The sequence below is a fragment of the Robertmurraya sp. DFI.2.37 genome (assembly GCF_029211245.1).
GTDB lineage: Bacteria > Bacillota > Bacilli > Bacillales > Cytobacillaceae > Robertmurraya > Robertmurraya methanolica_A.
On sequence record NZ_JARGEJ010000032.1, the window covers coordinates 14,883 to 40,565 of the forward strand.

27 protein-coding genes and 1 tRNA gene are annotated in these 25,683 nt (G+C 40.1%); 22 read left to right on the top strand and 6 right to left on the bottom strand.

All coding sequences use genetic code 11. The features are described 5' to 3' along the window. Positions 1 to 89 precede the first annotated feature (89 nt). Entirely contained in the window at positions 90 to 656 is a 567-nt protein-coding gene (locus tag PZE06_RS16130; RefSeq protein WP_137744377.1) for an NAD(P)H-dependent oxidoreductase, read from the top strand. A gap of 799 nt (positions 657 to 1,455) precedes the next feature. On the opposite strand, the gene PZE06_RS16135 is transcribed toward PZE06_RS16130, so the two are convergent. From PZE06_RS16135 to PZE06_RS16150, 4 genes are all read right to left on the bottom strand, one after another. Beyond that, positions 1,456 to 2,250 carry a hypothetical protein gene (locus PZE06_RS16135; protein WP_137744376.1) on the bottom strand — a complete coding sequence of 265 codons (795 nt, stop codon included), beginning with the start codon at positions 2,248 to 2,250 and terminating at the stop codon, positions 1,456 to 1,458. A gap of 82 nt (positions 2,251 to 2,332) precedes the next feature. Next, entirely contained in the window at positions 2,333 to 2,944 is a 612-nt protein-coding gene (locus PZE06_RS16140; protein WP_137744375.1) for a hypothetical protein, read from the bottom strand. 173 nt (positions 2,945 to 3,117) lie between these two features. Continuing rightward, a complete protein-coding gene (locus PZE06_RS16145) occupies positions 3,118 to 3,564 on the bottom strand; it encodes a 2-thiouracil desulfurase family protein (protein ID WP_137744374.1) in 447 nt (148 codons plus the stop codon). 87 nt (positions 3,565 to 3,651) lie between these two features. Further along, complete coding sequence (locus tag PZE06_RS16150; RefSeq protein WP_150948535.1) at positions 3,652 to 4,359, bottom strand: N-acetylmuramoyl-L-alanine amidase; 708 nt, start codon at positions 4,357 to 4,359, stop codon at positions 3,652 to 3,654. A gap of 232 nt (positions 4,360 to 4,591) precedes the next feature. Between PZE06_RS16150 and hprK the strand changes: the two genes are divergently transcribed. The 20 genes from hprK (at position 4,592) to PZE06_RS16250 (ending at position 22,838) form a co-directional block, all read left to right on the top strand. After that, positions 4,592 to 5,527, top strand: coding sequence for an HPr(Ser) kinase/phosphatase (gene hprK / locus PZE06_RS16155; RefSeq protein ID WP_095310427.1), 936 nt, complete (start codon positions 4,592 to 4,594; stop codon positions 5,525 to 5,527). Positions 5,528 to 5,552: 25 nt separating this feature from the next. After that, a complete protein-coding gene (lgt, locus tag PZE06_RS16160) occupies positions 5,553 to 6,374 on the top strand; it encodes a prolipoprotein diacylglyceryl transferase (RefSeq protein ID WP_095310426.1) in 822 nt (273 codons plus the stop codon). Between the two features lie 30 nt (positions 6,375 to 6,404). Continuing rightward, the gene (locus tag PZE06_RS16165; protein WP_150948538.1) at positions 6,405 to 7,355 is read left to right on the top strand and encodes a nucleoside recognition domain-containing protein; all 951 of its coding nucleotides are present in this window, start codon (positions 6,405 to 6,407) and stop codon (positions 7,353 to 7,355) included. Next, positions 7,345 to 8,001 carry a pyrophosphatase PpaX gene (gene ppaX, locus PZE06_RS16170; RefSeq protein ID WP_095310424.1) on the top strand — a complete coding sequence of 219 codons (657 nt, stop codon included), beginning with the start codon at positions 7,345 to 7,347 and terminating at the stop codon, positions 7,999 to 8,001. The genes PZE06_RS16165 and ppaX overlap by 11 nt, the downstream gene beginning before the upstream one ends. Beyond that, on the top strand, positions 7,994 to 8,530 hold the full coding sequence (locus PZE06_RS16175; protein WP_150948541.1) for an acyltransferase: 537 nt from the start codon (positions 7,994 to 7,996) through the stop codon (positions 8,528 to 8,530). The genes ppaX and PZE06_RS16175 overlap by 8 nt, the downstream gene beginning before the upstream one ends. 637 nt (positions 8,531 to 9,167) lie before the next feature. Beyond that, positions 9,168 to 10,346, top strand: coding sequence for an ATP phosphoribosyltransferase regulatory subunit (locus tag PZE06_RS16180; RefSeq protein ID WP_150948545.1), 1,179 nt, complete (start codon positions 9,168 to 9,170; stop codon positions 10,344 to 10,346). A gap of 2 nt (positions 10,347 to 10,348) precedes the next feature. After that, positions 10,349 to 10,984 (top strand): ATP phosphoribosyltransferase, encoded by a 636-nt coding sequence (gene hisG, locus PZE06_RS16185; RefSeq protein WP_095310421.1) that lies wholly within the window; start codon positions 10,349 to 10,351, stop codon positions 10,982 to 10,984. A gap of 25 nt (positions 10,985 to 11,009) precedes the next feature. Then, complete coding sequence (gene hisD, locus PZE06_RS16190) at positions 11,010 to 12,275, top strand: histidinol dehydrogenase (protein WP_095310419.1); 1,266 nt, start codon at positions 11,010 to 11,012, stop codon at positions 12,273 to 12,275. A gap of 17 nt (positions 12,276 to 12,292) precedes the next feature. Beyond that, on the top strand, positions 12,293 to 12,880 hold the full coding sequence (hisB, locus tag PZE06_RS16195) for an imidazoleglycerol-phosphate dehydratase HisB (RefSeq protein ID WP_095310507.1): 588 nt from the start codon (positions 12,293 to 12,295) through the stop codon (positions 12,878 to 12,880). Next, a complete protein-coding gene (gene hisH, locus PZE06_RS16200; RefSeq protein ID WP_095310417.1) occupies positions 12,881 to 13,516 on the top strand; it encodes an imidazole glycerol phosphate synthase subunit HisH in 636 nt (211 codons plus the stop codon). Next, positions 13,513 to 14,241, top strand: coding sequence for a 1-(5-phosphoribosyl)-5-[(5-phosphoribosylamino)methylideneamino]imidazole-4-carboxamide isomerase (gene hisA / locus PZE06_RS16205; protein ID WP_150948548.1), 729 nt, complete (start codon positions 13,513 to 13,515; stop codon positions 14,239 to 14,241). Before hisH ends, hisA begins: the two co-directional genes overlap by 4 nt. After that, positions 14,242 to 15,000, top strand: a complete 759-nt coding sequence (hisF, locus tag PZE06_RS16210) for an imidazole glycerol phosphate synthase subunit HisF (RefSeq protein ID WP_150948551.1) — start codon at positions 14,242 to 14,244, stop codon at positions 14,998 to 15,000. It abuts the gene before it with no gap. Beyond that, on the top strand, positions 14,997 to 15,638 hold the full coding sequence (gene hisIE / locus PZE06_RS16215; RefSeq protein WP_095310411.1) for a bifunctional phosphoribosyl-AMP cyclohydrolase/phosphoribosyl-ATP diphosphatase HisIE: 642 nt from the start codon (positions 14,997 to 14,999) through the stop codon (positions 15,636 to 15,638). The genes hisF and hisIE overlap by 4 nt, the downstream gene beginning before the upstream one ends. A gap of 297 nt (positions 15,639 to 15,935) precedes the next feature. Next, positions 15,936 to 17,405, top strand: a complete 1,470-nt coding sequence (locus PZE06_RS16220; protein WP_150948555.1) for a tetratricopeptide repeat protein — start codon at positions 15,936 to 15,938, stop codon at positions 17,403 to 17,405. Between the two features lie 161 nt (positions 17,406 to 17,566). Then, entirely contained in the window at positions 17,567 to 18,517 is a 951-nt protein-coding gene (gene trxB / locus PZE06_RS16225; protein ID WP_095310408.1) for a thioredoxin-disulfide reductase, read from the top strand. Between the two features lie 453 nt (positions 18,518 to 18,970). Further along, positions 18,971 to 19,429, top strand: a complete 459-nt coding sequence (locus tag PZE06_RS16230; protein WP_095310406.1) for an NUDIX hydrolase — start codon at positions 18,971 to 18,973, stop codon at positions 19,427 to 19,429. 220 nt (positions 19,430 to 19,649) lie between these two features. After that, complete coding sequence (gene rapZ / locus PZE06_RS16235; protein WP_095310404.1) at positions 19,650 to 20,543, top strand: RNase adapter RapZ; 894 nt, start codon at positions 19,650 to 19,652, stop codon at positions 20,541 to 20,543. Beyond that, positions 20,540 to 21,523, top strand: a complete 984-nt coding sequence (locus PZE06_RS16240) for a gluconeogenesis factor YvcK family protein (protein ID WP_150948558.1) — start codon at positions 20,540 to 20,542, stop codon at positions 21,521 to 21,523. The genes rapZ and PZE06_RS16240 overlap by 4 nt, the downstream gene beginning before the upstream one ends. 50 nt (positions 21,524 to 21,573) lie before the next feature. After that, positions 21,574 to 22,518 carry a DNA-binding protein WhiA gene (gene whiA / locus PZE06_RS16245; protein WP_095310400.1) on the top strand — a complete coding sequence of 315 codons (945 nt, stop codon included), beginning with the start codon at positions 21,574 to 21,576 and terminating at the stop codon, positions 22,516 to 22,518. Positions 22,519 to 22,583: 65 nt separating this feature from the next. Then, positions 22,584 to 22,838, top strand: a complete 255-nt coding sequence (locus PZE06_RS16250) for an HPr family phosphocarrier protein (RefSeq protein ID WP_095310398.1) — start codon at positions 22,584 to 22,586, stop codon at positions 22,836 to 22,838. A 519-nt stretch (positions 22,839 to 23,357) separates the two neighbouring features. On the opposite strand, the gene clpP is transcribed toward PZE06_RS16250, so the two are convergent. After that, a complete protein-coding gene (gene clpP, locus PZE06_RS16255) occupies positions 23,358 to 23,987 on the bottom strand; it encodes an ATP-dependent Clp endopeptidase proteolytic subunit ClpP (protein ID WP_263641563.1) in 630 nt (209 codons plus the stop codon). A gap of 295 nt (positions 23,988 to 24,282) precedes the next feature. Here clpP and PZE06_RS16260 point away from each other — a divergent pair. Beyond that, positions 24,283 to 24,354: transfer RNA gene (locus PZE06_RS16260), tRNA-Arg, on the top strand. A gap of 80 nt (positions 24,355 to 24,434) precedes the next feature. Here the strand turns inward: PZE06_RS16260 and PZE06_RS16265 are convergent. Next, a complete protein-coding gene (locus PZE06_RS16265) occupies positions 24,435 to 25,580 on the bottom strand; it encodes a site-specific integrase (RefSeq protein WP_150948561.1) in 1,146 nt (381 codons plus the stop codon). Positions 25,581 to 25,683: the final 103 nt, after the last annotated feature.

A 25,683-nucleotide genomic window follows, 5' to 3' on the forward strand; every position in this document is an offset into this window, starting at 1 on the left:
TTTTTCAACATTACTGGATAATATAAAAATTAATTAATCACTAACTTTGTACTGAAAATAGAACTGAAAGATTGAGAGGAGTTAATCTTATGAACCATTTAATTGTGTATGCTCATCCAAGAAAAGAAAGTTTTAACCATGCCATTCTGGAAGCTACCATCCGAGGTATTCGCCAAAAGGGACATGAATATGTAGTACGCGATTTGTACGCGATGAAGTTTCAACCAGTCGCAAGCAGCAGTGAAATTTTGGGTGGCATCGGCGAGGATATTGAACAGGAGCATCATTATCTGAAGTGGGCAGACGTCATCATTTTCATCTATCCGATCTGGTGGACAGGACTGCCTGCAATCGTCAAAGGCTATATTGACCGTGTCTTTACTTATGGGTTTGCCTACCGTTACGTGAATGGTGAACAAATGGGAATGCTGAAAGGAAAAAAAGCCTTAATCTTTAACACGCAAGGAAAATCGCATGCCCAATATGCGGCCATCGGCATGGATAATGCACTATTGTTGACTTCCGACACAGGTATATTTGAATACTGCGGCATAGAAGTGCTGCAACATGTTTTTTTCGAGTCTGTACCGAGCTCCGACAAGGCGACACGTATAGCTTGGCTGGATCAAATCGAGGTGATGGCAAGTCAATTATAAGTGATATTTTTATATGATTATCAAGAGCCATCTTTTAAACTTGGTTTAAACAGTATAAGTTTCTTGTCCCGAGTTGAGGAAAAGAACTGGTGCTGTTTACAGAAACAGCTAAGTATCTAAGATGGCTTTATTATGTAGTGAGTTAGTGAATAGGTGCTTTAGTCTAAGAGCAATCTTCAGCAATCAAGCGCGATTGTTGAATAAAACTTTATTTTACCAGCCACAACAGGACGGGGTATGTGTGTTGGAAGTATTTAATTTAAGTGACTTATTATTACCTTGACATTTCCTTATTTCGGGTAATGTTAGCTTCGCTGGTACTACCCCTAGTATGGATGTAGTGTTTTTTTGGGGAAAAGTTGCTCATATTGAAAAAGAACTCCAAATTGCAACGGTGTTCCTTTTCAGCTTGCCTATGAGTTCATGTAAGTGAGCTCTTATTCCTCGCTAAAATCCAAATTAACCGGTTCCTTGGGCAATATTTCGGTTGTTAGCATATTAACCGTCTGCCCAGACTTTCCCTTTTCCATATAGTAATACACCAAAGCTAAATGGCCTTAGTTCAATATTCTTGGAACTAAGGCCATTAAGTCGTTTCGGGATTTTTCAAGACCATAGAAATTATGTATTCATCTATAGTCTAGCGTTTTATGTCTACGATTTTTATACTTAAACTGATGTGAAAAAAGAAGCTTCTCATGAGACAAATGAATTTTTTTAAAAAATCTGTCTACCGTAAGGGCATATCATCGTAATTTAATACCGGTTTTTTGAAATATTCCCTATAATTAGGTGACGCTTATTTAGATAACATATGGTTGAGTTGCTCTTCTTTTAATTCGAGAACGTTAACTACAGAGGGATCTAGATAACTGTTATATTCAACTGTATCCACTTCATATATATATTTTGGCGAAACTATATATAATAATTGATTGCTTTTAGAAGACATTTCTGATTCGATAGTGATCTCTTCATTGGGGTGGATAGTTATATCTTCCTTAAATGGTTTTCCATTTACAGTTATATTCGTAAATTCTAAGTGATGATTTTCAATTTGGAGATCTTTAAGGATGATATCTGATTCGGAATTATTTTTGATGCTATTTCTATATACATCAGAGGTATCAAAACTAAGAAAATGTACATCGCTTTGAGTTAGTAAATCATTCCTTTCAAGAGAAATAACTTTAAGTCTACCTATGTCATAATTTTTTGTTTTACCATTATTGTAAGAAATAATCACTTCGTTAATAATTTCTTCTGTATTTTCGTTAATGGAGCAATCCACTTCAATAGTAAAGATTTTTTTTCCTTGAAATTTTTCATTTGAAGTTGTTATGTTAAAACTATTAATCTCTAGCTGTTCGGTATTTTTAAAGTCTATTGACAATATATTCTCTTGAAGTTCTTTAATCGAATGCCCACTTATCCCTATCAAATTAATAATAAGTTGATTTTCCGGAACCGTATATAAAACACCATCCCACTCACCAAGATATAACTCTTCGTTATCACGATTAGTTATATAATAATATATAAAGATGCTAATAAATATGAGGCATAAAATAGTTATAATCGATATTTTTTTCATTTCATTAATCACCTTGCTATTTTGTCTTTTACTATAAAAGTAGAGGTCAAGAACAAAATTATTTTAGAGTCAATCTATTAAGTTATTGATATTGAAGACCTAAGATGGTTGTTATAGGCTCGTAAGCATTAGTGTAGGAAATTTCAGGATCTCTACCTAAGTATTCCTTAGTTATTTTGATTCTCTTGTTATACTGATCTGCATATTGAGCTACTCTAGCTCTACTTCCCTTGCTTTTATCGATGCTAAAAGTATAATTGGCAGAATAACTTCGTGATACAGAAACGGTTAAATTAAATTGTGATTTTGCCTTTTCTCTTATATCTGCAGTAACTCCACTTGAAAACGTCAAGGTCTTTGTTATTGTAGTTCCGTATTGGATTGTTTTTGCATCCGCAGTATATACCCAGTTAGTTTTTCCTGCTACAAAAACATTGTTCTGACGAGTTGTACTTACAAGTGATAATTTTGGTGGCTGAGCTATACAAGCTATACACTCTGGTTGAATTATGTCTTCACTTTTACTATCTAATAACTTTTCTTCTTCCCCATCATCAAATTGTGAATAATATAACTCTAATCCCTCTTCTGAATTGTAAACATCTTCTGAAACAGTATATGCAGAAACAGAAGGCACAATGATGCTAGTAAGTAGAATTAACGCAATAAATGTCATTAATGATTTTAACTTCAAATGTATATGCTCCTCTCAAAGAAAATATTATTTTGAACTTGACCTCTATCGAATAAATTCTACAAAATATGATCAATTCCTTCCTTTTTTTAGAAAAATTCCAAAAATTAAACAATTTTTGATTGTTAAGTAAATTTAACAGTCTAATGTCTTTTTATAATCAATCGAAGCACTTAAGAAAAAACCGTCTCTGAGATCACGTCATAACCATTCCTTTTTAAAAGAGCCGCGGTAACTCCGTTTCCAGCTATTTTCTCACCGTTAAAATGTCCGTTATAGATATTGGTACTGCCACAGGATGGGCTGTTTTCTTTTAGAACAATCATTGTTGCCCCCAGTTGTTGTGCCCTCTCTAGTGCTAAATAGGCACCTTTAATAAACGCTTCGGTGACATCCGAGCCCGATTGGGAGACTACTTTTGCCCTTCCGTCGAGCACATCTTCACCGCTGCCTCCGATAATTTCAGCAGGTTCCCTTGGGGTGGACAAACCGCCAAGTAGTTCGGGACAGACAGTGATCGCTTCCTTTTTCATTACTAATTCGCTAATCCGTTCGTTTAAACAATGTGTACCGTTGTATCTTACTTCTAATCCAGCTAAACAGGAACTGACTAAAATCATGATTTGAGTCCTCCATTATCTATAGTTAACGTTATTCTATCACATAAAAAAGACCAAACCACCCGGTGATTTGATCCTTTGACTGGGCTATTTTTCCGTTAACATACTTGCTTGAAAGCCGTCCTCCTTTAACTTCATCAGCAAATTCTCCGCTGTTTCCTTTTCTGTAAAAGGACCGGCTATAACTTTATAGATTGGTAAGGAACTGTTTTTCTTTTCTGGAGTGGGAATGGTCACTTTCGGCTTTAATTGAAGCTGGTATTGTTCTCGCAAACCTTTGGCAATTGCCTCTGCACACGTTTTTCGATATAAATTTGAACGAAGGAGCTTAAGATCTTCTTTGTTTGTCATGAAGCCGCATTCCACCAATATGGCCGTCATTTTAGTTGCACGAAGCACATGGAAGCCGGCTCCTTTAACTCCCCTGTCTTGCAATCCGGTCGCGACGACAAGATTTTTTTGCACCTTGTCGGCAAGTGCTGAGGCGATTTTGGGCTTTGATGTATAGATGTATGTTTCAATTCCACTAACCTCGTTCCAGCCCGTCCCATAAGCATTGGCATGGATTGAAACAAAGCAGTCGACTGCTAATCGATTCGCCTTATCGGTCCTTTCTTGAAGTGAAACATCCTTTGTGTCAGAATGGGAAAAATAAATAACGACATCTTTATACGTTTCCAAAATGGCCTTCGTCTCATTTGCTACAACTCTGTTAAATTCATACTCTCGCATCCCATCGGGGCTTCTTTTACCTGGTGTATTGTAACCGTGGCCTGCGTCCAACATTATTTTCATTGGTCCTTCGCTCCTTGTCTCGGGAAAATTTCATTATATCCGCTCACAATGTTATTGATTCACTCTTATCATATGTTTAATTGTAAAAAAAGGAGATGCTGCGTTAATTTTATGCGAACGAATTTGGTTATTCGGAAAAAAGTGCTAAAATAGAGTGAAACTTTAACACATCAACCAATATATTTTGAAAAAATGATAGAGCCTATCATAATCCATCAAGGAGGAGTTCCATTTGCAGAAGGTACGGACAAAGGATATTTTAGATAAGTTTAAGCTTGAGCTCATTAGTGGTGAAGAGGGGATTAATCGTCCTATCACAATGACTGATATTTCGAGACCTGGGCTTGAACTTGCTGGTTTTTTCGATTACTATCCGGCCGAGCGCGTGCAGCTGCTTGGAAAAACAGAATTAACATTTATTCAAAAACTCGATCCAGACATTCGGGCAGAGCGTTTGGAGCGTTTATGTACGGATATTACACCAGCGATTGTCGTAACAAGAGATATGCCTGTTCCGGATGAATTGATTGAAGCGTCGGAACGGGAGGCTGTTCCTGTTTTGCGCTCAAAATTTAAGACAACTCGTTTCTCTAGTCGTCTTACCAATTTTCTTGAAACAAGGCTCGCTCCAACAACAGCAGTTCACGGCGTCCTCATTGATATTTATGGTGTCGGGGTTCTCATTACCGGAAAAAGTGGTGTAGGAAAAAGCGAAACGGCGTTGGAACTCGTTAAACGAGGACATCGTCTTGTTGCAGATGACTGCGTGGAAATTCGCCAAGAAGATGATGATACATTGGTCGGAAATTCTCCAGAGCTTATCGAACACTTGCTTGAGATTCGTGGGTTGGGAATTATCAATGTGATGACCCTCTTTGGAGCAGGTGCTGTTCGAAATTATAAAAAAATTTCTCTCGTCATTCATTTAGAGCTTTGGGATCAAACAAAGCAATATGATCGTTTAGGCCTTGATGAGGAAACGATGCGAATCATTGATACGTCTGTTACGAAGCTGACTGTTCCGGTTCGACCTGGGCGTAACTTAGCTGTTATCATTGAAGTAGCGGCGATGAATTTTCGCCTCAAAAAAATGGGTGTGAATGCAGCAGAACAATTTGCCAGTCGATTATCTGATGTTATCGAAGACGGAGATGTAGAGGATAGATAAAGAAATAGCTAAAGGAGAGAGTTAGATGGAAGAAAATATACAACCACTTGACCCAATTGCATTTTCCCTCGGTCCGATCACTGTTCACTGGTATGGCATTATTATCGGGCTAGGCCTAGCTTTAGCACTTATCATTGCGATGAGAGAAGGAGAGAAGAGAGGTCTGCAAAAGGATTTATTTCCAGACTTAATGCTGTGGGCGATCCCAATCGCGATTATTTCAGCGCGTCTTTATTATGTCATTTTTGAATGGGATTATTATGTTCAAAATCCAGGTGACATTATTAAAATTTGGAATGGTGGAATTGCCATCCATGGGGCGTTAATTGGTTCCGTCGTGACAGCTTATATATTCGCGAAGAAAAGAAATTTATCATTTTGGAAAATTGCTGATATTGCGGCGCCAAGTATTATTCTCGGTCAAGCAATCGGGCGCTGGGGAAATTTTATGAACCAGGAGGCCCATGGTGGAGAAGTAACGCGTGCTTTTTTAGAAGGCTTGCATTTACCGGACTTTATCATTAATCAAATGTACATAAATGGTACCTATTACCATCCGACTTTTTTATACGAATCAGTATGGAATTTTTTAGGTTTTATACTGCTAATATTGTTGAGAAAAGTGAATTTGCGCCGGGGCGAAATGTTCTTAACGTACGTTATTTGGTATTCTGTCGGCAGATTCTTTGTGGAAGGGATGCGAACAGACAGCTTAATGCTTACTGAAAGCTTGCGGATGGCGCAAACAATCTCGATCGTCCTTATTATTGGAGCGATCGCCATTATGATTTATAGAAGATCGAAAGGGTATGCAAGGGAAAGATATTTGGATCAATCGGTTTCGTGATCAGGAGTTTTAAGAAAGAGGAGAAGGATTATGATGGTTCAATCGCTAACGAAAGGTTTAAAGGTCGGACTGCAAACGGTGTGGTCGCTCGGGAAAATTATTTTTCCAGTTACATTGATTGTGGCCGTTCTTCAGCATACGCCAATTCTTCCTTGGTTGAGCAAATTGCTCGCCCCGTTAATGGGGATATTTGGACTCTCTGGCGATGCGGCGATCCCCCTTGTGATCGGCAATTTTCTCAATTTGTATGCAGCGATTGGAGCGATCCTTACGCTCGACTTAACGGTTAAAGAGGTTTTTATTATTGCTGTAATGCTATCTTTTTCCCACAATATGCTAGTGGAGTCGAGCGTCGTGACAAGGGTTGGAGTGAAGCTTTGGATTGCTCTAGTCGTTCGCATTGGGCTTGCCCTGATAGCGGCGATTGTGATTAATCTTGTCTGGAGGGGCGGGAATGAGCTTGCACAGTATGGTTTTATTCAGGCAACAGAACAAGAAACAGGATTAGGAATATGGGGTATTGCCGTTGATGCGGTGCAAAAGGCAGGGCTTGGCATCCTCCAGCTTGCTATCATCGTTATACCATTAATGATCGTCATACAAATATTAAAGGATTTAAAATGGCTCGATAAGTTTTCAAAATGGATGTCGCCGTTCACCCGAGCATTAGGAATGAAGCCAAATACGTCTACTACTCTAGCTGCTGGTCTTTTATTTGGCTTGGCTTATGGTGCGGGTGTGATGATTCAGGCTGTAAAAGAAGATGGGGTAAGCAAGAAGGATGCAACGCTTGCTGTTATTTTTTTAGGTGCCTGCCATGCGGTAGTAGAGGATACGCTTATTTTTGCCCCATTAGGAATTCCGATTTTGCCACTGCTACTCATTCGTTTAGCAATGGCAATCCTCATCACAGCACTCGTGGCATTTTATTGGAATCGAGTAGAAATTGCGCGCAGAAAGGAAACCACATATGAATTCTAAGATCACAACATTATTATTTGATTTAGACGGGACGTTAATCGATACAAATGAGCTAATTATTCAATCATTTTTACACACTTTAGAGCAATATTATCCAGGAGCTTATAAAAGGGAAGATGTCCTGCCATTTATGGGGCCAACTTTAACGGAAACGTTCGCTGCGATGAATGCGGATAAAGTGGAAGAAATGACTAATGTATATCGAACTTTCAATATTGCCCATCACGATGACCTTGTGACTGAATTTGAAGGCGTGCGAGAAACAGTTGCTGTCCTTAAAGAAAAGGGATTTAAATTGGGAATTGTAACAACAAAGCGCTTAACAGTCGTGGAAAAAGGGCTTCGACTAACAAAGCTTGAGAGCTATTTTGACGTCGTAGTTGCTCTTGATCATGTCACAAAGGCTAAGCCCGATCCAGAGCCCATTGTAAAGGCGCTGGCCCAGCTTGACTCTACACCAGAAGAAGCGATGATGATCGGCGATAATTTTCACGACATTGTTGGTGGGAAAAATGCTGGCACAAAAACTGCTGGGGTAGCATGGTCATTAAAAGGCAAGGCTTTTTTGGAACAGTATGATCCGGATTATATGCTTGAGCATATGAGTGATTTACTTGAAATATTAGGAGTCAATGAGCATGCGTAAAACGACCCGTTATCCTGTCGAAGGAGCCAATTCCTTATGGCATGTCTATAAAACGGTTCCCTTTTGGAAGGTTGTGAAAAATTTCATCGTCATCCAATTAGCGCGCTATACGCCTTTTCTCGGAATGAAAAATTGGCTTTATCGAACTTTTTTACGCATGAAGGTGGGGGAGGAAACTTCTTTTGCTTTAATGGTCATGCTCGATGTTATGTTCCCAGAGAAGATAAGTGTCGGGAGAAATACAGTCATTGGCTATAACACAACGATTTTAGCTCATGAATATTTGATTAAAGAATACCGTCTCGGCGAAGTCCATATTGGTAGCGAAGTCATGATTGGCGCCAATTCTACCATTCTACCAGGCGTGACAATTGGAGATGGTGCCTTTGTCTCAGCAGGGACGCTCGTTCATAAGGACGTTCCGGCGGGAGCCTTCGTTGGTGGAAACCCGATGAAGGTCATCTATACAAAGGATGAACTAGCCGAAAGATGGGCAGACGATCCAATTTACGGGAAGCAGCACAAATAGAAAAAATGGTGTTTCGCACGTAGACCGATAAAAATGGGTTAAAGACCGATATATTGGATTAAAGACCGATATATTGGATTAAAGACCGATAAAAAGTAATAAAGACCGATAAATTAGGTTGAAGACCGATAAAATCAAATTTAGACCGATATCCGCTAAAACGACTTGAGCTGTATTTATCATACTTCTAAAAAAATTTGCGAGAAGAGGTATTTCTTGTTTTATGCGTTCAACATGAAGTGTCGAAAACCCAATTACCTATTTTTAGAGGGGGTTTGTGTGATACGTCGATACACTGGTAAAAGCGCCGATAAATTTGATTTTTCGCCGATATAATCAAAAAAGCGCCGATATATTTCAGTTTTCGCCGATATATCAATTAAACGCCGATATATGCCTTTTCAGGTAAAATTGACAAGACTCCACCAGCAGGTTGTATGGCTTAACCTGCTGAAATTCGACAAGAAGATGTCCCTTTTTAAGGGGACATCTATTTTTTTGCTCTTTTCTCCCTTCTTTTAATCATTTGAATAATCACGTGTTGACGTGAAGGGGTTGGAGGAGTAAACTACATATAACTTCAATTTGCTAATACATTAGCGAACTAAAGCATCGAGAGCGAAAAGGTGGGAATGGGATGAGTCAACTGTTTATGTTTGAGAAGCCTTTGGGAATGCGAGATACACTCCCTGAACTATATGAAGCGAAAAGTCAGGTACAGGATGCGATTGAAACGGAAATGAAACTATGGGGCTATCAGTTTATGGATACGCCTGCGTTAGAATATTACGAAACTGTTGGAACGGCATCAGCAATACTAGATCAACAGCTTTTTAAGCTTCTTGATAATCAGGGGCACACGTTAGTTCTACGTCCTGATATGACGGCGCCAATTGCGCGGGTGGCAGCTTCCAAGCTATTGCAGAAGGATTTGCCCTTAAGGCTTGCCTATTCAGCCAGTGTATTTCGCGCTCAGCAGCGTGAAGGTGGAAGACCGGCGGAATTTGAACAAATTGGTGTTGAAGCCATTGCAGATGAGTCTGTCAGTGCGGATGGGGAAGTAATTGCTTTAATGGTGTCAGCTTTGCGGGAGGCAGGCATTAAAAGCTTTCAAATTTCGATAGGCCATATTGCTTTTGTGCAAGAATTTTTTCTGCAAATTTTAGGAACTGAGGAACGGGCACAGGCATTAACGAAATTTTTATACGAAAAAAACTTTGTAGGCTACCGAGAACATGTGAAGAGTTTAAATCTGTCCTCCATTGATAAGCAGCGCCTGTTGGACTTTTTGAAGCTTAGAGGCGGTGAAGAGGTAATGGAACAAGCGCTTTGTTTAATTGAAAATGAAAAAGGAAGAGAAGCCATTCAGAAGTTGAAGCAACTGTGGGATATTGTCGTTGATTACGGTGAACAAGCTAATCTGAAAATTGATTTAACGCTCGTTAGTCATATGAGTTATTATACGGGAATTTTGTTTGAGGTTTATGCTGATAAGGTGGGATTTCCTATTGGAAATGGGGGGAGATACAATCTCCTTCTTGAGAAATTTGGCAAAACTACGGGAGCGACAGGTTTTGCCTTGAGACTGGATCGTATTCTGGAGGCGTTGGGAGAACTGAAGAAAGAGTTCACGACCGAGTGTGTTCTATTTAGCGGGGAAAGGCGCAAGGAAGCTTTTCAACTGGCTAAAGCTAAACGGGAACAAGGAATTAAGACCCTTTTGCAGGATATTCAAGGAGTTCGAAATATTGATGAATTTACCGGCCAATTCGCCGAAGTAACCTTTTTAATAGGGAAGGCAGGAAAGGGGTCGTAATGATGAAAGATTTGATCACAATCGCCATGCCGAAGGGGAGAATTTTTGAGGAGGCGGCAGAGCTGTTGCGTCAGGCTGGTTATCAGCTTCCCCCTGAATTTGAGGATTCACGAAAGTTGATTATTGATGTGGAGAAAGAAGGTTTTCGCTTTATTCTAGCAAAGCCGATGGATGTACCTACTTATGTGGAGCATGGGGTTGCAGATTTAGGAATTGCTGGGAAGGATGTCATGCTCGAAGAGGAAAGAGATGTTTATGAATTGCTAGATTTAAATATTAGTGAATGCTATTTAGCGGTTGCAGGACTGCCGAACACGAAAATGAATGATGTTGCACCAAAGGTTGCGACGAAGTATCCAAATGTTGCTGCGCGTTATTTCAGAGAGCAAGGGGAGCAGGTCGAAATTATCAAACTGAATGGTTCGATTGAGCTTGCCCCTTTAATTGGTCTCGCCGACCGCATTGTTGATATTGTTTCAACTGGGAGAACTCTTATTGAAAATGGTCTTGTCGAGTATGAGCGAATGATGACTATTACATCGCGTTTAATTGTTAATCCAGTTAGCTATCGTATGAAGGATGAGCAAGTGAATGAACTGGTCGAAAGGATTGCCGAGGTCATTGAACGAAAAGGCTAGAGTGCTAGAGAAAGGAAGTAGCAGGATGAAAATACAAAAAGTGTCTAAGTCTCTTTCAATTAAAAGGACCGTTGAAAACGGAACGGACGAACAGCTTCTTGCTGTAAAAGCAATCATCGGGAATGTTAAAAGAGATGGGGATTCAGCTATTCGTCGCTATACGGAACAGTTTGATGGAGCAGCTTTAGAGTCTTTTACGATTACAGGCGACGAAATGGATGAGGCCTTTGCGGATATCGATGAAGAAATGGTTGTGATCATGCAGGAAGCTGCTGAAAACATTCGCTCTTATCATCAAAAGCAATTGCGTTCTTCGTGGATGACGACAGAGGAGAATGGAACAATTCTTGGACAAAAGATAACGCCCCTTGATTCAGTTGGTGTGTATGTACCAGGAGGAACGGCTGCTTATCCCTCTTCAGTATTAATGAATGTTATTCCTGCTAAAGTTGCGGGAGTCGCACGCATCGTGATGGTAACACCGCCGAATCAAAATGGGAAAATTCCGGCAGCTGTCTTGGTGGCCGCTCATCTAGCAGGAGTGAAGGAAATTTATAAAATTGGCGGAGCTCAGGCAATTGCCGCTCTTGCTTATGGAACAGAGACGGTTCGTTCTGTCGATAAAATTACTGGCCCAGGAAATATATATGTAGCTCTTGCCAAGCGTGAAGTCTATGGAGATGTTGATATTGACATGATTGCCGGGCCAAGTGAGATTGCCATTCTTGCAGATGATACGGCGAGAGCAAATGAGGTGGCGGCCGATTTATTATCACAAGCGGAGCATGATGAGCGTGCTTCAAGCGTGTTGGTCACAACCTCTGAATTATTGGCGCAAAAAGTAGCGGCAGAAGTAGCAAAACAACTCGCAGAACTGCCAAGAAAAGACATCGCTGCTAAAGCGATTGCTGACTTTGGTGCGATCTATCTTGCCCGTGATATGAATGAGGCTGTGAATACGGTCAATGAATTAGCGCCGGAGCATCTTGAAGTAATCACTGAAAATCCTATGGAACTGCTAGGTAAAATTAAGCATGCAGGGGCTATTTTTATCGGTCGTTTTAGCTCCGAGCCGGTCGGAGATTATTTTGCAGGAACGAATCATGTTTTACCGACAAACGGAACAGCAAGGTTTTCAAGTCCTTTAAGTGTCGAAGATTTTCAAAAGAAATCGAGCATTATTATGTATAGTGAGAAAGCGCTAAAAGAAAATGGTGCGAAAATTGCCACTTTTGCAAGAAAAGAGGGGCTGGAAGCACATGCTCGTGCTGTGGAGGAACGTCTGAAATAATGGAGGCTAATGAAAAAATGGATAGAATCTCAAATATTACGCGTAAAACGAATGAAACGAATATTGAGCTTGCTTTAAACATAGATGGGCAGGGAATTTCTAAGCTGGAAACAGGTGTGCCTTTTATGAGCCATATGCTTGATTTATTCACGAAACATGGGCAGTTTGATTTACATATTCAAGCTGATGGGGACACAGAAGTCGATGATCACCATACAACGGAGGATATTGGGATTTGTCTCGGACAGGTATTAAAGGAAGCACTCGGTGATAAAAAAGGAATTAAACGTTACGGAAATGCATTCGTTCCAATGGATGAAGCTCTTGCTCAAGTGGTCGTTGATTTAAGCAATCGCCCTCACTTAGAAATGCGAGCAGAATTTCCAAGTCAAAAGGTGGGAACCTTTGATACAGAGCTTGTCCATGAATTTTTGTGGAAGCTTGCGCTAGAAGCAAGAATGAATTTACATGTGATCGTTCATTACGGTCAAAATACGCACCATATCATTGAAGCGATTTTCAAAGCCTTAGGAAGGGCATTGGATGAAGCAACCACCATTGATCCAAGAATAAAAGGAATACCCTCGACAAAGGGGATGCTGTAAATGATCGGCATTATTGATTATGGAATGGGTAATTTGTTTAGTGTCAGCAAAGCGTTGGAGCGACTTGGAGTCGATTATTTTGTATCCGAGGATAAGAAGAAGTTAGCAGGGGCAGATGCCCTTATTTTACCAGGTGTTGGCTCCTTTAAAGATGCGATGGAGCGTTTAAATGAGACGGGTTTATCCGAAATGGTAAAACAGTATGCCGGTTCAGGAAAGCCGTTGCTTGGCATTTGCTTAGGTATGCAGCTTTTATTTGCGCAGAGTGAAGAAAATGGGCAAACCGATGGGTTAGCGCTTCTTCCTGGAAAAGTGATTCGTTTTTCAGGGGAAAAAGCTGGCACACCTTATAAAGTTCCTCATATGGGCTGGAATCGCTTGCGCTTTGTTAATAAGTCGCCAATTCTCAGTGGAATCAGCGAGGATTTTGTCTATTTTGTCCATTCCTATTATGTTAACACAAAGGAGCGCAATGTTGTGATTGCTGACTGTGAATATGATGTCGCTGTACCGGCGGTGGTCGGTAAAGGCAATGTGTATGGGATGCAATTTCACCCTGAAAAAAGTGGGAGCCTTGGCATGAGTTTGCTGCAAAATTTCACACAATTAACGAAGGAAAGGACGAATCAGTCATGACTTTTACAATATACCCAGCGATCGATATGCGCGGTGGGAAATGCGTTCGACTCCTTCAAGGGGATTACGACAAAGAAACGGTATATGGGGATTCACCATTGAAGATGGCGCAGCGGTTTGTTGAGCAAGGCGCCAACTGGATTCATATGGTCGATTTAGATGGGGCAAAGGATGGAAAACGAATGAATGACCAGTTTGTATTAGAGGCAGCAAAACTGAAAGTAAAGGTGCAAATTGGCGGTGGAATTCGCTCAGAATCAGATATCACTCATTATCTTGAAAACGGCGTGGAGCGGGTGATTATCGGTAGTGTGGCGATTTCCAATCCTAAATTTGCGATCGAAATGGTAAAAAAATATGGACGCCAGATTGCGATCGGCCTTGATGCTAAAAATGGCTTTGTGGCAACACATGGATGGCTGCACACTTCAGAAATGAGGGCGGTGGATGTCGGAAAAAAATTTGCAGATGCTGGTGCAGAAACATTTATATTTACCGATATTGCCACTGATGGAATGCTGTCAGGTCCTAATCTTGCTGCTGTTAATGAATTGGCACTTGAAACGAAACAAGAAGTCATTGCCTCAGGAGGAGTGAGTCAGTTAGCCGATTTATCGGCCTTAAAGGAATTTGAAAGAAATGGAGTGTGCGGCGCAATTGTTGGTAAAGCACTTTATGAAGGCAAGTTTTCCGTGATCGAGGCTTTGCGGGAGGTGCAAAATTAGATGCTGACGAAACGAATTATTCCTTGTCTTGATGTAAAGGAAGGGCGAGTAGTAAAAGGAATTCAATTTGTGGAGCTTCGTGATGCGGGAGATCCCGTAGAATTAGCGCGATTTTATGATCAGCAAGGCGCAGACGAGCTTGTTTTTTTAGATATTTCTGCTTCCCATGAAGGAAGAAAAACAATGGTTGAGGTTGTAAAGGAGGTCGCTTCAGAATTGGCTATTCCTTTTACAGTAGGGGGCGGCATTAATTCCTTAGCAGATATGAAACGGATATTGCGAGCTGGAGCGGACAAAGTTTCATTGAATACGGCGGCTGTTTTGCGTCCGTCACTTATCACGGAGGGATCGAGTTTTTTTGGTGCTCAATGCATGGTTGTGGCGATTGATGCAAAATTTGATCCGGAGCTTGGTTCATGGAGAGTTTATACTCATGGTGGAAGGAAAGCAAGCGATTACGAGGTCATTGCCTGGGCGAAGGAAGCAGTACGCCTTGGTGCAGGAGAAATTCTCCTAACAAGTATGGATTGCGATGGTGAGAAGGACGGCTTTGATCTAGCCCTGACTAGATCGGTCAGTGAAGCCGTTACCGTTCCAGTCATTGCCTCTGGAGGAGCAGGAAATGCAGAGCACTTTGCCGCTGCCTTTCATGAAGGATTAGCAGATGCTGCCTTAGCTGCTTCCATTTTTCATTATAAAGAAACATCGGTCGAAGAGGTAAAAACATTTTTAAAAAGTGAAGGTGTGAATGTGAGATGAATATCGATAACTTAAAGTTTGATGACGCAGGCCTCATCCCAGCAATCGTTCAGGACGCCATGACAAAGGAAGTTCTCACCCTTGCTTATATGAACCGGGAGTCTTTAGAGAAATCAATGGAAACGAAAGAGACATGGTTTTTCAGCCGCTCCCGTCAGGAGTTGTGGCATAAGGGGGGGACGAGCGGAAACACGCAGATGATTACCGAGATTAAATTTGATTGTGACCAAGATGCTCTTGTCGTACTTGTTGAGCCGAAAGGACCGGCATGCCACAACGGAACTACAAGCTGCTTTGTTGAAAATTTGTTTGGAGAAGCGCACGAGTCCTCTAGCACTCTGGCGGACTATCAAATTTTGCACTCCCTTCAGGAGGTCATTCATCAGCGGGAAAGGGAACGTCCAGAGGGAGCTTATACGACCTATCTATTTGAAAAAGGCGTGGATAAAATTCTTAAAAAAGTGGGCGAAGAGTCGGCGGAAGTCATTATTGCAGCGAAAAATCGTGATGCCGAAGAGCTGAAATGGGAAGCAGCTGATTTAATCTATCACTTACTTGTGTTGTTGGAGGAACAGAAGCTTCCTTTTCCAGAAGTACTAAAAGTCCTTCGCAAGCGGCATGAAGGGACGGGCAAATAGATTAAAAGTGAATTTACTCTTTCTTAAACGTTATTTTGTGAAAAAATGATTTAAAGAGCTTTAAAGGGCCCCGTTTTTGCCTTTCGTGAGCATATTTTTTCGCCATAATCATCGCCGAAGAGAAATGGTTTCGTTAACACGGACCTTGCCCGTATAAGTGCTAGCGATTGATTGCTGCGAGTAGCTCAGTAAATTTTGGCAGTGCCTGTGAGGGATAAGTCTGGTCAACACCCTTACCAAAAGGCTCGTTTGTATGATATACTTCTTTGGTATATCTTGAGATAGATGGAGGATTTCATGAGTAAAGACTCTAAAGCAACAAAAACAACAGGAACATTGCTGTCGTTCACCCCGACTGGTGAGTATTATTTTGCAAAAGGATTAAAGGCTTACCAACGTCGAGAACATCATAAGGCAATAAAATATTTAGAGCGTGCGATGGAACTTGAGCCAGGGGAACCGATGATTGCTTGTCAATTGGCGATTATTTTATCAGAAAATGCACAGTACACAGAAGCTAACCGTCTCCTTCATATGATTTTGGAGGAATGGGATGAGCAAATGATCGAATGTCATTATTTTCTTGCCAATAATTACGCCCATCTCGGTTTATTTAAAGATGCGTTCAATCACGCTTCATTATATATGCAGTTAGAAGGGGATGGGGAGTTCGCAGAGGATGCGGAAGATCTGTTGGACCTTTTAATGCTTGAAGGCGAAGAGCTGGAAGAGGATTTGTACGAGCAGGATGACTTAATTTCGAAGCAGGAGGAAGCAAGGGAACTGCTCGAAACAGGAGAATTTCAAAAAGCAGCCATTCTTCTTAAAGAAGTGATTAAGAAGTTTCCTGAATATTGGTCTGCCTACAATAATCTTGCTTTGGCTTATTATTATTTAGGAGAGCCGCAAAAAGCGGATGACATCCTAGATGAGGTATTAGAGAAAAATCACGGCAATTTGCACGCTCTTTGTAATAAAGCGGTGTTTGCTTGCTATGAGAACGATTGGCATACTGTAAAAAAATATAAAGAGGTATTAGAAAAGATTAAGCCATTATCCTCGGAGCATCAATTTAAGCTTGGTACGACGTTTGCATTGATCGGCGATTATGAAATGGCCTATTCTTGGCTAAAGAGGCTTTATAAGCAAGGATTTGAAGGGGAAGGTCCTTTCTATTATTGGCTTTCATATTCTGCTTATTATACGGGAAGAGTACAAACCGCTGAAAAGAGCTGGCAGCGAGTTATTCAAATGAATCCGGAAAAAGAAGGTCAAGAGCCGTGGAATAAAGAAACAAAGCTCCAGACTGGAGAAGCGATCAAAAAGCAATTAGCAAGTGAACAACTTGAAGAACGGCTTTTTGGCTTATTTTTAACATCGCTATCAGATGATAAAGAAGAGCTTCTGTCATCATACACTGGCACGACAACTTTAGAAAATGAATATGTACAGTACCTTTTTAAAGGGGAAGGTCGTGCACCGCTAGCTCATAACATAGCCAGTCAATTTTACAGCTTCCATCATCCTACAGATGAAGCTGACCTATATAAGATGTGGTTTTCAATCGCAAGTGCGATGACTGAAAATTCGTCTCTTCCGAAAAATGAGAAGGCCTATGCTTCTGCTGTCGATTATGTTTGGAGGAAGCTCCGTCAAGAAAGAATTTCTCAGCAAGCACTGGCAGAACAATACGGTTTGTCTGTTACGACGATGAAAAAATATGTAAAAATTGTTACCCAGCTATTGGAGGAATTAAATCGGGCCTAAGGGGCCGATTTTTTTCTATTTCCGATCCTCAGCAGAAGTGTGCTAACACGTCTAAAACCTGAGCATAAGTATGGACTATGCCGCCATTATTTTATAGGATATGGTTAGTTAGGAAATACTATTCATGATAATGGGATGCTACGTAAAAGGAGTGGGATACGATGTCTGATGAAAAAATATATGATGTGATTATTATAGGTGCTGGACCAGCGGGAATGACCGCTGCTGTTTATACATCTCGTGCTAATCTTTCGACGTTAATGATTGAGCGGGGAATTCCTGGCGGTCAAATGGCGAATACGGAAGAAGTGGAAAATTATCCTGGCTATGACCACATTTTAGGGCCAGATTTATCAACGAAAATGTTCGATCACGCCAAGAAGTTTGGAGCTGAATATGCCTATGGGGATATTAAAGAAGTGATCGATGGAGAAGAATACAAAATAGTAAAAGCCGGTTCGAAGGAATACAAGGCTCGCGCCGTCATCATCTCTGCTGGAGCTGAGTATAAAAAAATCGGCATTCCTGGTGAAAAAGAGCTAGGTGGACGTGGCGTTTCTTACTGTGCTGTCTGCGATGGTGCCTTCTTTAAAGAAAAGGAATTACTAGTAGTTGGAGGCGGTGATTCGGCCGTTGAGGAAGGCGTTTATTTAACTCGCTTTGCTTCAAAGGTGACGATCGTGCATCGTCGTGACGAATTAAGAGCTCAAAAGATCCTTCAACAACGTGCTTTTGATAATGAAAAGATCGATTTTATTTGGAATCATACAGTGAAGGAAATCCATGAGAAAGATGGAAAGGTCGGCAGTGTCACCCTTGTTTCAACAGTAGATGGAACAGAGCGTGAGTTCAAAACAGACGGTGTTTTTGTTTACATTGGCATGATTCCTTTATCAAAGCCCTTTGAAGGCCTCGGAATTACGAATGAGAATGGCTATATTGTGACGAATGAAAAAATGGAGACAAGTGTGCCGGGAATTTTTGCCGCTGGGGATATCCGTGAAAAAATGCTTCGTCAAATTGTTACCGCAACTGGGGATGGAAGCATTGCTGCCCAAAGTGCGCAGCATTATGTTGAAGAGTTGCAGGAATCTTTAAAAGCAAAAGCATAATACGGCTTTTGGGAAAAAATGGGATTAATGGCGTCTTTTTCTTTTTAACAAACAAAAAAATCGTTATAACTTACCAATTGCGTCAGAATTTACAAAACGTTACTCCCTTTTAATTCTATTGTAACAGTAGTGAAATAAACATTCGTTATGATAAGGATAGAAATTGACCCCCTTTTAAAATATATACACTTGGACGGCACAAGGAAACTTGTGCTCTTTTTTTTATTTGGCTATGTTTTATGTGATTTTTTGAGCATGATTGCATGAAAAATGAAATCAGGTGGAACTTTTATCTCATGGGACAAGTTACTTGTCTTTTCTGTTTGAGAACCCCTATTCATTGTGGGGATTTGTTAAAAATAGTATAATCAAGTGAAGGGATTGGATTGAGTAATTTTCACAGAGGTTGAAGGAAATTCATAATGATGTAGTGTGAAGTCAGAGGTGGAAAAAATGCAGCGGGTTACTAATTGTGTACTTTTAAAGGACAATAAAGTGTTGTTATTACAAAAGCCGAAACGAGGCTGGTGGGTTGCACCAGGTGGAAAAATGGAACCGGGTGAATCAGTTCGTGATTCCTGTATTCGTGAATTTAGAGAGGAAACGGGTATTTACTTAAAAAACCCTCATCTTAAGGGGATTTTTACCTTTATTATGAAGGATGGAGACCAGGTCTTATCGGAGTGGATGATGTTTACCTTTTTTGCAGAGAATGCGGATGGAATTCATTTAGAGGAGTCGGAAGAGGGGAAGCTAGCATGGCATCCTCTTGAGGAAATCAAGAACTTACCAATGGCAGAAGGAGACTATCACATATTAGATTATATGGTGCAAGGACAAGGAATTATTTACGGCACCTTTACTTATACAGAGGATTTTAAACTTCTGCAATACCGTTTAGACCCAAGCTAATCGGAGAAATAGCACTATCCTTTTTAGCGTCCTCAGCATACTTTATTAGAAATCGTGTTGATCATTCCCTTCAACCGTTGTGAAATTTACTCAAATTTAATTCTATTGAAGTTAAGTAAAACTTTAGTGGGAAACATAATCTATACGAGAAAAGCCTGAAAACAGACTTACCATAACTACAAACGGCACTCGATTGAAAGAAGTGAATGGGGGAATGTATATGAGTACCGGAGCAGTTAACGACACACAAATGGTCATTATAACAGGAATGTCAGGTGCAGGAAAAACAGTTGCGATTCAAAGCTTTGAAGATCTTGGTTTTTTTTGCGTAGACAATTTACCACCCACATTATTGCCTAAGTTCCTTGAACTAATGAAGGACTCGGGCAGCAAAATGAATAAGGTTGCCTTAGTGATGGATTTAAGGGGAAGAGAGTTCTTTGACCATTTATTTAAAGCGTTAGATGAATTAGCAGAAACCTCTTGGGTAACCCCACAAATCTTGTTCCTAGATGCGGATGACGGCTGCCTCGTTCGAAGGTACAAAGAAACTAGAAGATCCCATCCTCTTGCTCCATCAGGTTTGCCCCTTGAAGGTATTCAGTCAGAAAGAGAGCTGTTAGAAGAGTTAAAAGGGAGAGCTCAAATCATCTACAACACTTCAAAACTAAAGCCGAAGGAACTGCGGGAACGAATTATTCAAGAATTCTCTGCCAATAAAAAGTCAACTTTTACTGTCAATGTCATGTCTTTCGGATTTAAGCACGGGATTCCTATCGATGCTGACCTAGTTTTTGATGTGCGTTTTCTACCAAACCCTCATTATATCGACCATATGCGGCCGAAGACGGGACTCGATGAAGAGGTTTACAACTATGTTTTAAAGTGGAACGAGACGAATAAGTTTTTAGAGAAGGTTACGGGCTTATTAAGCTTTATGCTGCCTCATTATAAACGTGAAGGAAAATCACAGCTCGTAGTTGCTATTGGCTGTACAGGTGGACAGCACCGTTCTGTTGCCTTAACGGAATACCTGGCTCGTTACTTTGAAAAGGACTATCATACGCGTGCTTCTCATCGAGATATTGAAAGGAGAAAGGAAAAAACAACATGACCAAAAACGGACAGCCCAAAATAGTCATCATCGGAGGAGGAACCGGCTTGCCTGTGTTATTAAGAGGATTGAAAAAGTATCCCCTTGATATAACGGCAGTCGTGACAGTTGCCGATGACGGAGGAAGCTCTGGACGTTTAAGGGATGATTTGGATATCCCTCCACCAGGTGATATCCGCAATGTTTTAGCAGCCTTATCCGACGTAGAGCCATTAATTGAAGAGATGTTTCAGCATCGTTTTAAGACGTCAAATGAACTTGCAGGCCATTCTCTTGGCAACCTGATTCTCGCTGCCATGACTTCGATTACAGGTAATTTTGTTCATGCCATCCAAGAAATGAGCAAAGTGTTAAATGTAAATGGACGGGTCTTGCCCGCAGCTGCTGAAAGTGTGATTCTGAATGCAGAAATGGAGGATGGAACGATTGTCTCGGGAGAATCAAAAATTCCTTATTCAGGGAAGAGAATAAAGCGTGTTTTTTTAACTCCAGAGATTGCCCATCCACTGCCAGAGACAGTTCATGCGATAAGACAGGCGGATTTGATTATCATTGGTCCTGGCAGTTTATACACGAGCATTTTGCCTAATCTTCTTGTCCCTAAATTGGGACAAGAAATATGCCGAGCTAGGGCGAAGAAGGTATATATATGCAATCTTATGACCCAAGCAGGTGAAACATTAGATTATACGGCAAGCGACCATGTGAAAGCTTTATATGATCATATGAAGAGCAGATTTTTAGACACGATTTTAGTCAATAGTGAAAACATCCCGAGCTCGATTTTAGATCGTTATAGCGAGGAGTATTCAAAGCCTGTTCACTTCGATTTTACTCAATTATATGAACTGGGGCTTGAAGTAGTGCAAGGCGAGATCATGACCTTGGAGAATGGTGTCATTCGCCATGATACGAAAGAAGTCGCCAATATTTTATATTCAATCTTATTAAATGAAACCAAAAAGAGATTTAAAGCGTAAATAAGTGAATCCGTGTTGATTCAGTTTGTCGTGCTTTAGGGGGTATAGGGATGTCATTCGCTTCAGAAACAAAGAAGGAGCTAACAAACTTAGAATTAAAGGATTGTTGTTGCAAGGCTGAATTATCAGCCCTGATTCGAATGAATGGATCCTTATCCTTCTCCAATCGTAAGCTTGTTGTAGATGTTCAAACGGAAAACGCTGCCATTGCTAGAAGAATTTACACATTACTGAAGAAAAATTACAATGCGCAAGTCGAATTATTAGTTCGAAAAAAGATGCGGCTCAAGAAGAATAATGTGTACATTGTAAGGCTTTCACAGCAAGCGAAAGAAATATTAGAGGATTTAAAAATTCTCCAAGAGGGCTTTGTATTTGCCCATGATATTTCCAAGGAATTAGTGAAAAAGAAATGCTGCAAGCGCTCCTATCTCCGCGGTTCGTTTCTTGCTGGAGGTTCTGTTAATAATCCAGAAACCTCTTCCTATCATTTAGAGATCGCTTCTTTGTATAAGGAACATAATGATGCCTTATGCGAATTAATGAACTCCTTTGATTTAAACAGCAAGACATTAGAACGGAAAAAGGGATATATTACCTATTTAAAGGAAGCGGAAAAAATTACGGAGTATTTAAATATCATCGGTGCGCATAATGCATTGTTAAAATTTGAGGATATCCGCATCGTGCGTGATATGAGAAATTCTGTTAATCGTCTAGTCAATTGTGAAACAGCGAATTTGAATAAAACGATTGGAGCAGCGTTAAGGCAAGTGGAAAATATTCGTTTCATTCAGGAAACAGTCGGCTTAGATATTCTGCCAGATAAATTACGAGAAATTGCTGAACTGCGAGTTGCTTATCAAGATGTTACGTTAAAAGAACTGGGAGAAATGGTTTCGGGAGGTCAAATTAGTAAATCCGGCATTAACCACCGTCTCAGAAAAATTGACGAAATTGCTGAAAAGCTAAGAGCTGGTGAGCCAGTTCAATAAATGCTGAAATTCATTTTTATATATAGAGAAATAAAGAGAGAGATTTTTCAGGGAGGAAGAAGGATATGGTAGAGAAAAAAGTCGAAGTCAAATTAAAGACGGGGTTGCAAGCACGTCCAGCTGCATTGTTTGTCCAAGAAGCTACACGTTTCTCATCAGATATCTACATCGAAAAGGACGGCAAGCAAGTCAATGCTAAAAGCATTATGGGGCTAATGAGCCTCGCCATTAATTCCGGTGCAAATATTACCCTAATCGCTGAAGGCAGCGATGAACAAGAGGCATTAGAGGCACTCGCCACATACGTGCAGCAGGATTAAACACTTACTTGTTCGAGGGTCTAAATAAAAGCAAGAAGCTGCAAGAAAGCGATGCTTACGGCAGCTTCTTTTTTGTTGTGCAGCGGGCAGAAAATTACTGGTGAATTTGTGTAGCACAAGCATCTTGTCCCCGCTTTATCGGTCCCACAGCTCCCTTTTACAATCCTATTTTCGCCTGACGAAGCATTAATTAGTATTTGATTAGGCGGAAAAAAAGAATTGGAGTGTGTCTTGATGGAGCGTTCATGAGGTCGTAATTGAAGGGAAAGCGGTGGGAGTGTGTCCACCGCGTTAAGTATTCATGAGGACAGGAAAAGAGAAAAAAGGGAAGACCGTGCCCGCATAGAAAAGGGAGAAGGGCTAATAACGTCTGCTCCCTGTCAAACAAAAAGTTGAAAAGGCTAGAACACAAGACACTTTAGCAACGATCATACACGAAGCTTTTATTAACGCAAAAAAAGACTGTTTCCATCAAGCGTAGTTAAATCGCCTAATGGAAACAGTCCTTAAATTACAAGATTATTTTTTTTCGTCTAATGTGTTGCGAGTAATGATATGGTCTACTAAGCCGTATTCTTTAGCTTTTTCAGCAGTCATGAAGTTATCGCGATCCGTATCCTTTGCAATAACATCAAGCGGTTGACCTGTACGCTCAGATAGAATCGTATTAAGCTTTTCACGAAGGAATAAAATGCGTTTTGCTGCGATCTCGATCTCCGTTGCTTGTCCTTGAGCACCACCAAGCGGTTGGTGAATCATAACTTCAGCGTTTGGAAGAGCGTAACGCTTACCTTTTTCACCAGCTGCTAATAGGAAAGCACCCATGGAAGCAGCCATACCGATACAAATTGTTTGCACATTAGGCTTTAAATACTGCATCGTATCATAAATTGCCATACCAGCAGTGATACTGCCACCTGGGCTATTAATGTAAAGAGTGATATCCTTTTCAGGGTTTTCAGCTTCTAAGAAAAGTAATTGAGCAACAATGGAGTTAGCGACATTATCATCAATCGCACTTCCAAGCATAATGATGCGATCTTTTAAAAGGCGAGAATAAATGTCATACGCACGTTCACCACGATTTGTCTGTTCAATAACTGTAGGGATCAAATTCATTTTATGTTCCTCCTTTAAATGGTTATAAATTCTGTCAGAGAATCTGTAAAAACAAAAGTATGCACCTTTAAGACAAATACTACTGTTATGTAAGTTATGATACACTGATAGTCAAAAAAGGTCAAACAATTCGATTGGATCTTGAGCAAGATTTCTTCGACTTTTTTCACCATGAGAAAATATGTATTGTCCACTTCTCATCATAACCAAACTGAAATGATTTAAACACAGTGGATTGTAAGGGCAATGAGAATATTCTCACTTGAAAAACAGGCAGACATGGCATATAATAGGGAAGCGTCCAAATTTGGCGCATCGTTAATTTGCCCTCGTGGTGCAACGGATAGCACGTAAGATTCCGGTTCTTAAAATGGGGGTTCGATTCCCTCCGAGGGCGCTAAATGGCTGATAAATAAGGTTTTTTCAAAGGTTTAAGATTTTTATGTCCGACTTTTGTCCGACTACCTTGAAAAAACCTTATTTTGTTTGTCCTAACCAAGTACTCATAAATTTATTTATTTTTTCATTATTTAACTGTTCGGAACGCTTAGACATGTGCCCATAAGTATTTAATAAAATGGATTTATCTGTATCTCCTAATCGAGCACCAATATAATTTATGTCCGCCACATCAGACTCCCAAAGGATGGTTTCGTGAGTATGTCTAAACATGTGTGGAGTTGTATGCATTAGTCCATGTCTTTTACATGTTTTATCTAAAGCGCTTCCGTAGTTGGACATTTTTACTAAATCACCTAGTTGATTAATAAATAAGAGTTTTGGACGTTTTTTTAATTTCATCACGATTTCAGCTCGAATTTTCAACCATTCTTGCAATCGTTCTAATGTAAATTCATCTAAAGCTATAACCCGTTCACCTGATTCTCCAGTTTTTGTAGTAGGTTTTACAGAATATTTACCAGAATTATTAACATAAGTTTTATCGATCTTAAGTGTTCCTTTTTCTAGATCAAGATCATCAATGGTTAAAGCGCATATTTCACCAATACGAGCTCCAGTAGCAACAAGAGTATGAGTAATATAAAGATAGTGTGGATACTCCTTTTCCCAATCCATTTTTGCATGTTTAATTAATTCTAGATAATCATCTAATTCGAGGAATTTTTTCTTTTTAGCTTTCTTTGTAATCTTTGGATAGTTTACTCTTGCAGCAGGATTCTTATGCATTAAATCCAAATCCATTGCTTCTGTGAACGCTTCACTAATTGTTGAATTCATGCGTTGTAAGGTGCTTTTTGAATAGTTTTTTGCAAGCTCATTTATCGATTTTTGATAAGATGGCCTGTCAATTTCGCTTAATCTAATATACCCACTAACTTCACAAATCATTTTTATATGGAGTTTTATATTTTTTTCAGTTCCAGGTTCGACGGTTCCTTTTTTGTAAGTGTCAAACCACCAATTTAGATAATCAATAAGGAATTGCCCTGAAGAAGAAGGATCATAGCCTTTTTTGATTTTGCTTTCCATTTCTCTTGCAGCATGTTTTGCCTCAGTTTTGGATTTAAAACCACTTCTTGTTAGTTCTTTCTTTTCTCCAGTTTTACGATCGATGTACGAAATGCGGTACTCCCAAGTGCTTCTTTTTCTAAAACTAGCCATAAGAATCCTCCTTTTTAAGAATGTATGTTCTATTTTTGTGTAAACTAAAAGCCTTTAGTAAGGCTTTTTAAATTTATTGATGGAATTTTCTATGTTGATGAAA

Excerpts from the sequence above, each read along its gene's own strand:
- PZE06_RS16250 (WP_095310398.1), top strand. The coding sequence starts at position 22,584 with ATGGTAGAGAAAAAAGTCGAAGTCAAATTAAAGACGGGGTTGCAAGCA.
- PZE06_RS16165 (WP_150948538.1), top strand. The coding sequence starts at position 6,405 with ATGATGGTTCAATCGCTAACGAAAGGTTTAAAGGTCGGACTGCAAACG.
- PZE06_RS16130 (WP_137744377.1), top strand. The coding sequence starts at position 90 with ATGAACCATTTAATTGTGTATGCTCATCCAAGAAAAGAAAGTTTTAAC.
- PZE06_RS16175 (WP_150948541.1), top strand. The coding sequence starts at position 7,994 with ATGCGTAAAACGACCCGTTATCCTGTCGAAGGAGCCAATTCCTTATGG.
- PZE06_RS16150 (WP_150948535.1), bottom strand. The coding sequence starts at position 4,359 with ATGAAAATAATGTTGGACGCAGGCCACGGTTACAATACACCAGGTAAA.
- hisB (WP_095310507.1), top strand. The coding sequence starts at position 12,293 with ATGGATAGAATCTCAAATATTACGCGTAAAACGAATGAAACGAATATT.
- hisA (WP_150948548.1), top strand. The coding sequence starts at position 13,513 with ATGACTTTTACAATATACCCAGCGATCGATATGCGCGGTGGGAAATGC.
- PZE06_RS16220 (WP_150948555.1), top strand. The coding sequence starts at position 15,936 with ATGAGTAAAGACTCTAAAGCAACAAAAACAACAGGAACATTGCTGTCG.
- hisIE (WP_095310411.1), top strand. The coding sequence starts at position 14,997 with ATGAATATCGATAACTTAAAGTTTGATGACGCAGGCCTCATCCCAGCA.
- PZE06_RS16230 (WP_095310406.1), top strand. The coding sequence starts at position 18,971 with ATGCAGCGGGTTACTAATTGTGTACTTTTAAAGGACAATAAAGTGTTG.
- PZE06_RS16265 (WP_150948561.1), bottom strand. The coding sequence starts at position 25,580 with ATGGCTAGTTTTAGAAAAAGAAGCACTTGGGAGTACCGCATTTCGTAC.
- hisF (WP_150948551.1), top strand. The coding sequence starts at position 14,242 with ATGCTGACGAAACGAATTATTCCTTGTCTTGATGTAAAGGAAGGGCGA.
- ppaX (WP_095310424.1), top strand. The coding sequence starts at position 7,345 with ATGAATTCTAAGATCACAACATTATTATTTGATTTAGACGGGACGTTA.
- trxB (WP_095310408.1), top strand. The coding sequence starts at position 17,567 with ATGTCTGATGAAAAAATATATGATGTGATTATTATAGGTGCTGGACCA.
- rapZ (WP_095310404.1), top strand. The coding sequence starts at position 19,650 with ATGAGTACCGGAGCAGTTAACGACACACAAATGGTCATTATAACAGGA.
- PZE06_RS16180 (WP_150948545.1), top strand. The coding sequence starts at position 9,168 with ATGAGTCAACTGTTTATGTTTGAGAAGCCTTTGGGAATGCGAGATACA.
- PZE06_RS16145 (WP_137744374.1), bottom strand. The coding sequence starts at position 3,564 with ATGATTTTAGTCAGTTCCTGTTTAGCTGGATTAGAAGTAAGATACAAC.
- whiA (WP_095310400.1), top strand. The coding sequence starts at position 21,574 with ATGTCATTCGCTTCAGAAACAAAGAAGGAGCTAACAAACTTAGAATTA.
- hisD (WP_095310419.1), top strand. The coding sequence starts at position 11,010 with ATGAAAATACAAAAAGTGTCTAAGTCTCTTTCAATTAAAAGGACCGTT.
- lgt (WP_095310426.1), top strand. The coding sequence starts at position 5,553 with ATGGAAGAAAATATACAACCACTTGACCCAATTGCATTTTCCCTCGGT.
- hisG (WP_095310421.1), top strand. The coding sequence starts at position 10,349 with ATGAAAGATTTGATCACAATCGCCATGCCGAAGGGGAGAATTTTTGAG.
- PZE06_RS16240 (WP_150948558.1), top strand. The coding sequence starts at position 20,540 with ATGACCAAAAACGGACAGCCCAAAATAGTCATCATCGGAGGAGGAACC.
- hisH (WP_095310417.1), top strand. The coding sequence starts at position 12,881 with ATGATCGGCATTATTGATTATGGAATGGGTAATTTGTTTAGTGTCAGC.
- PZE06_RS16135 (WP_137744376.1), bottom strand. The coding sequence starts at position 2,250 with ATGAAAAAAATATCGATTATAACTATTTTATGCCTCATATTTATTAGC.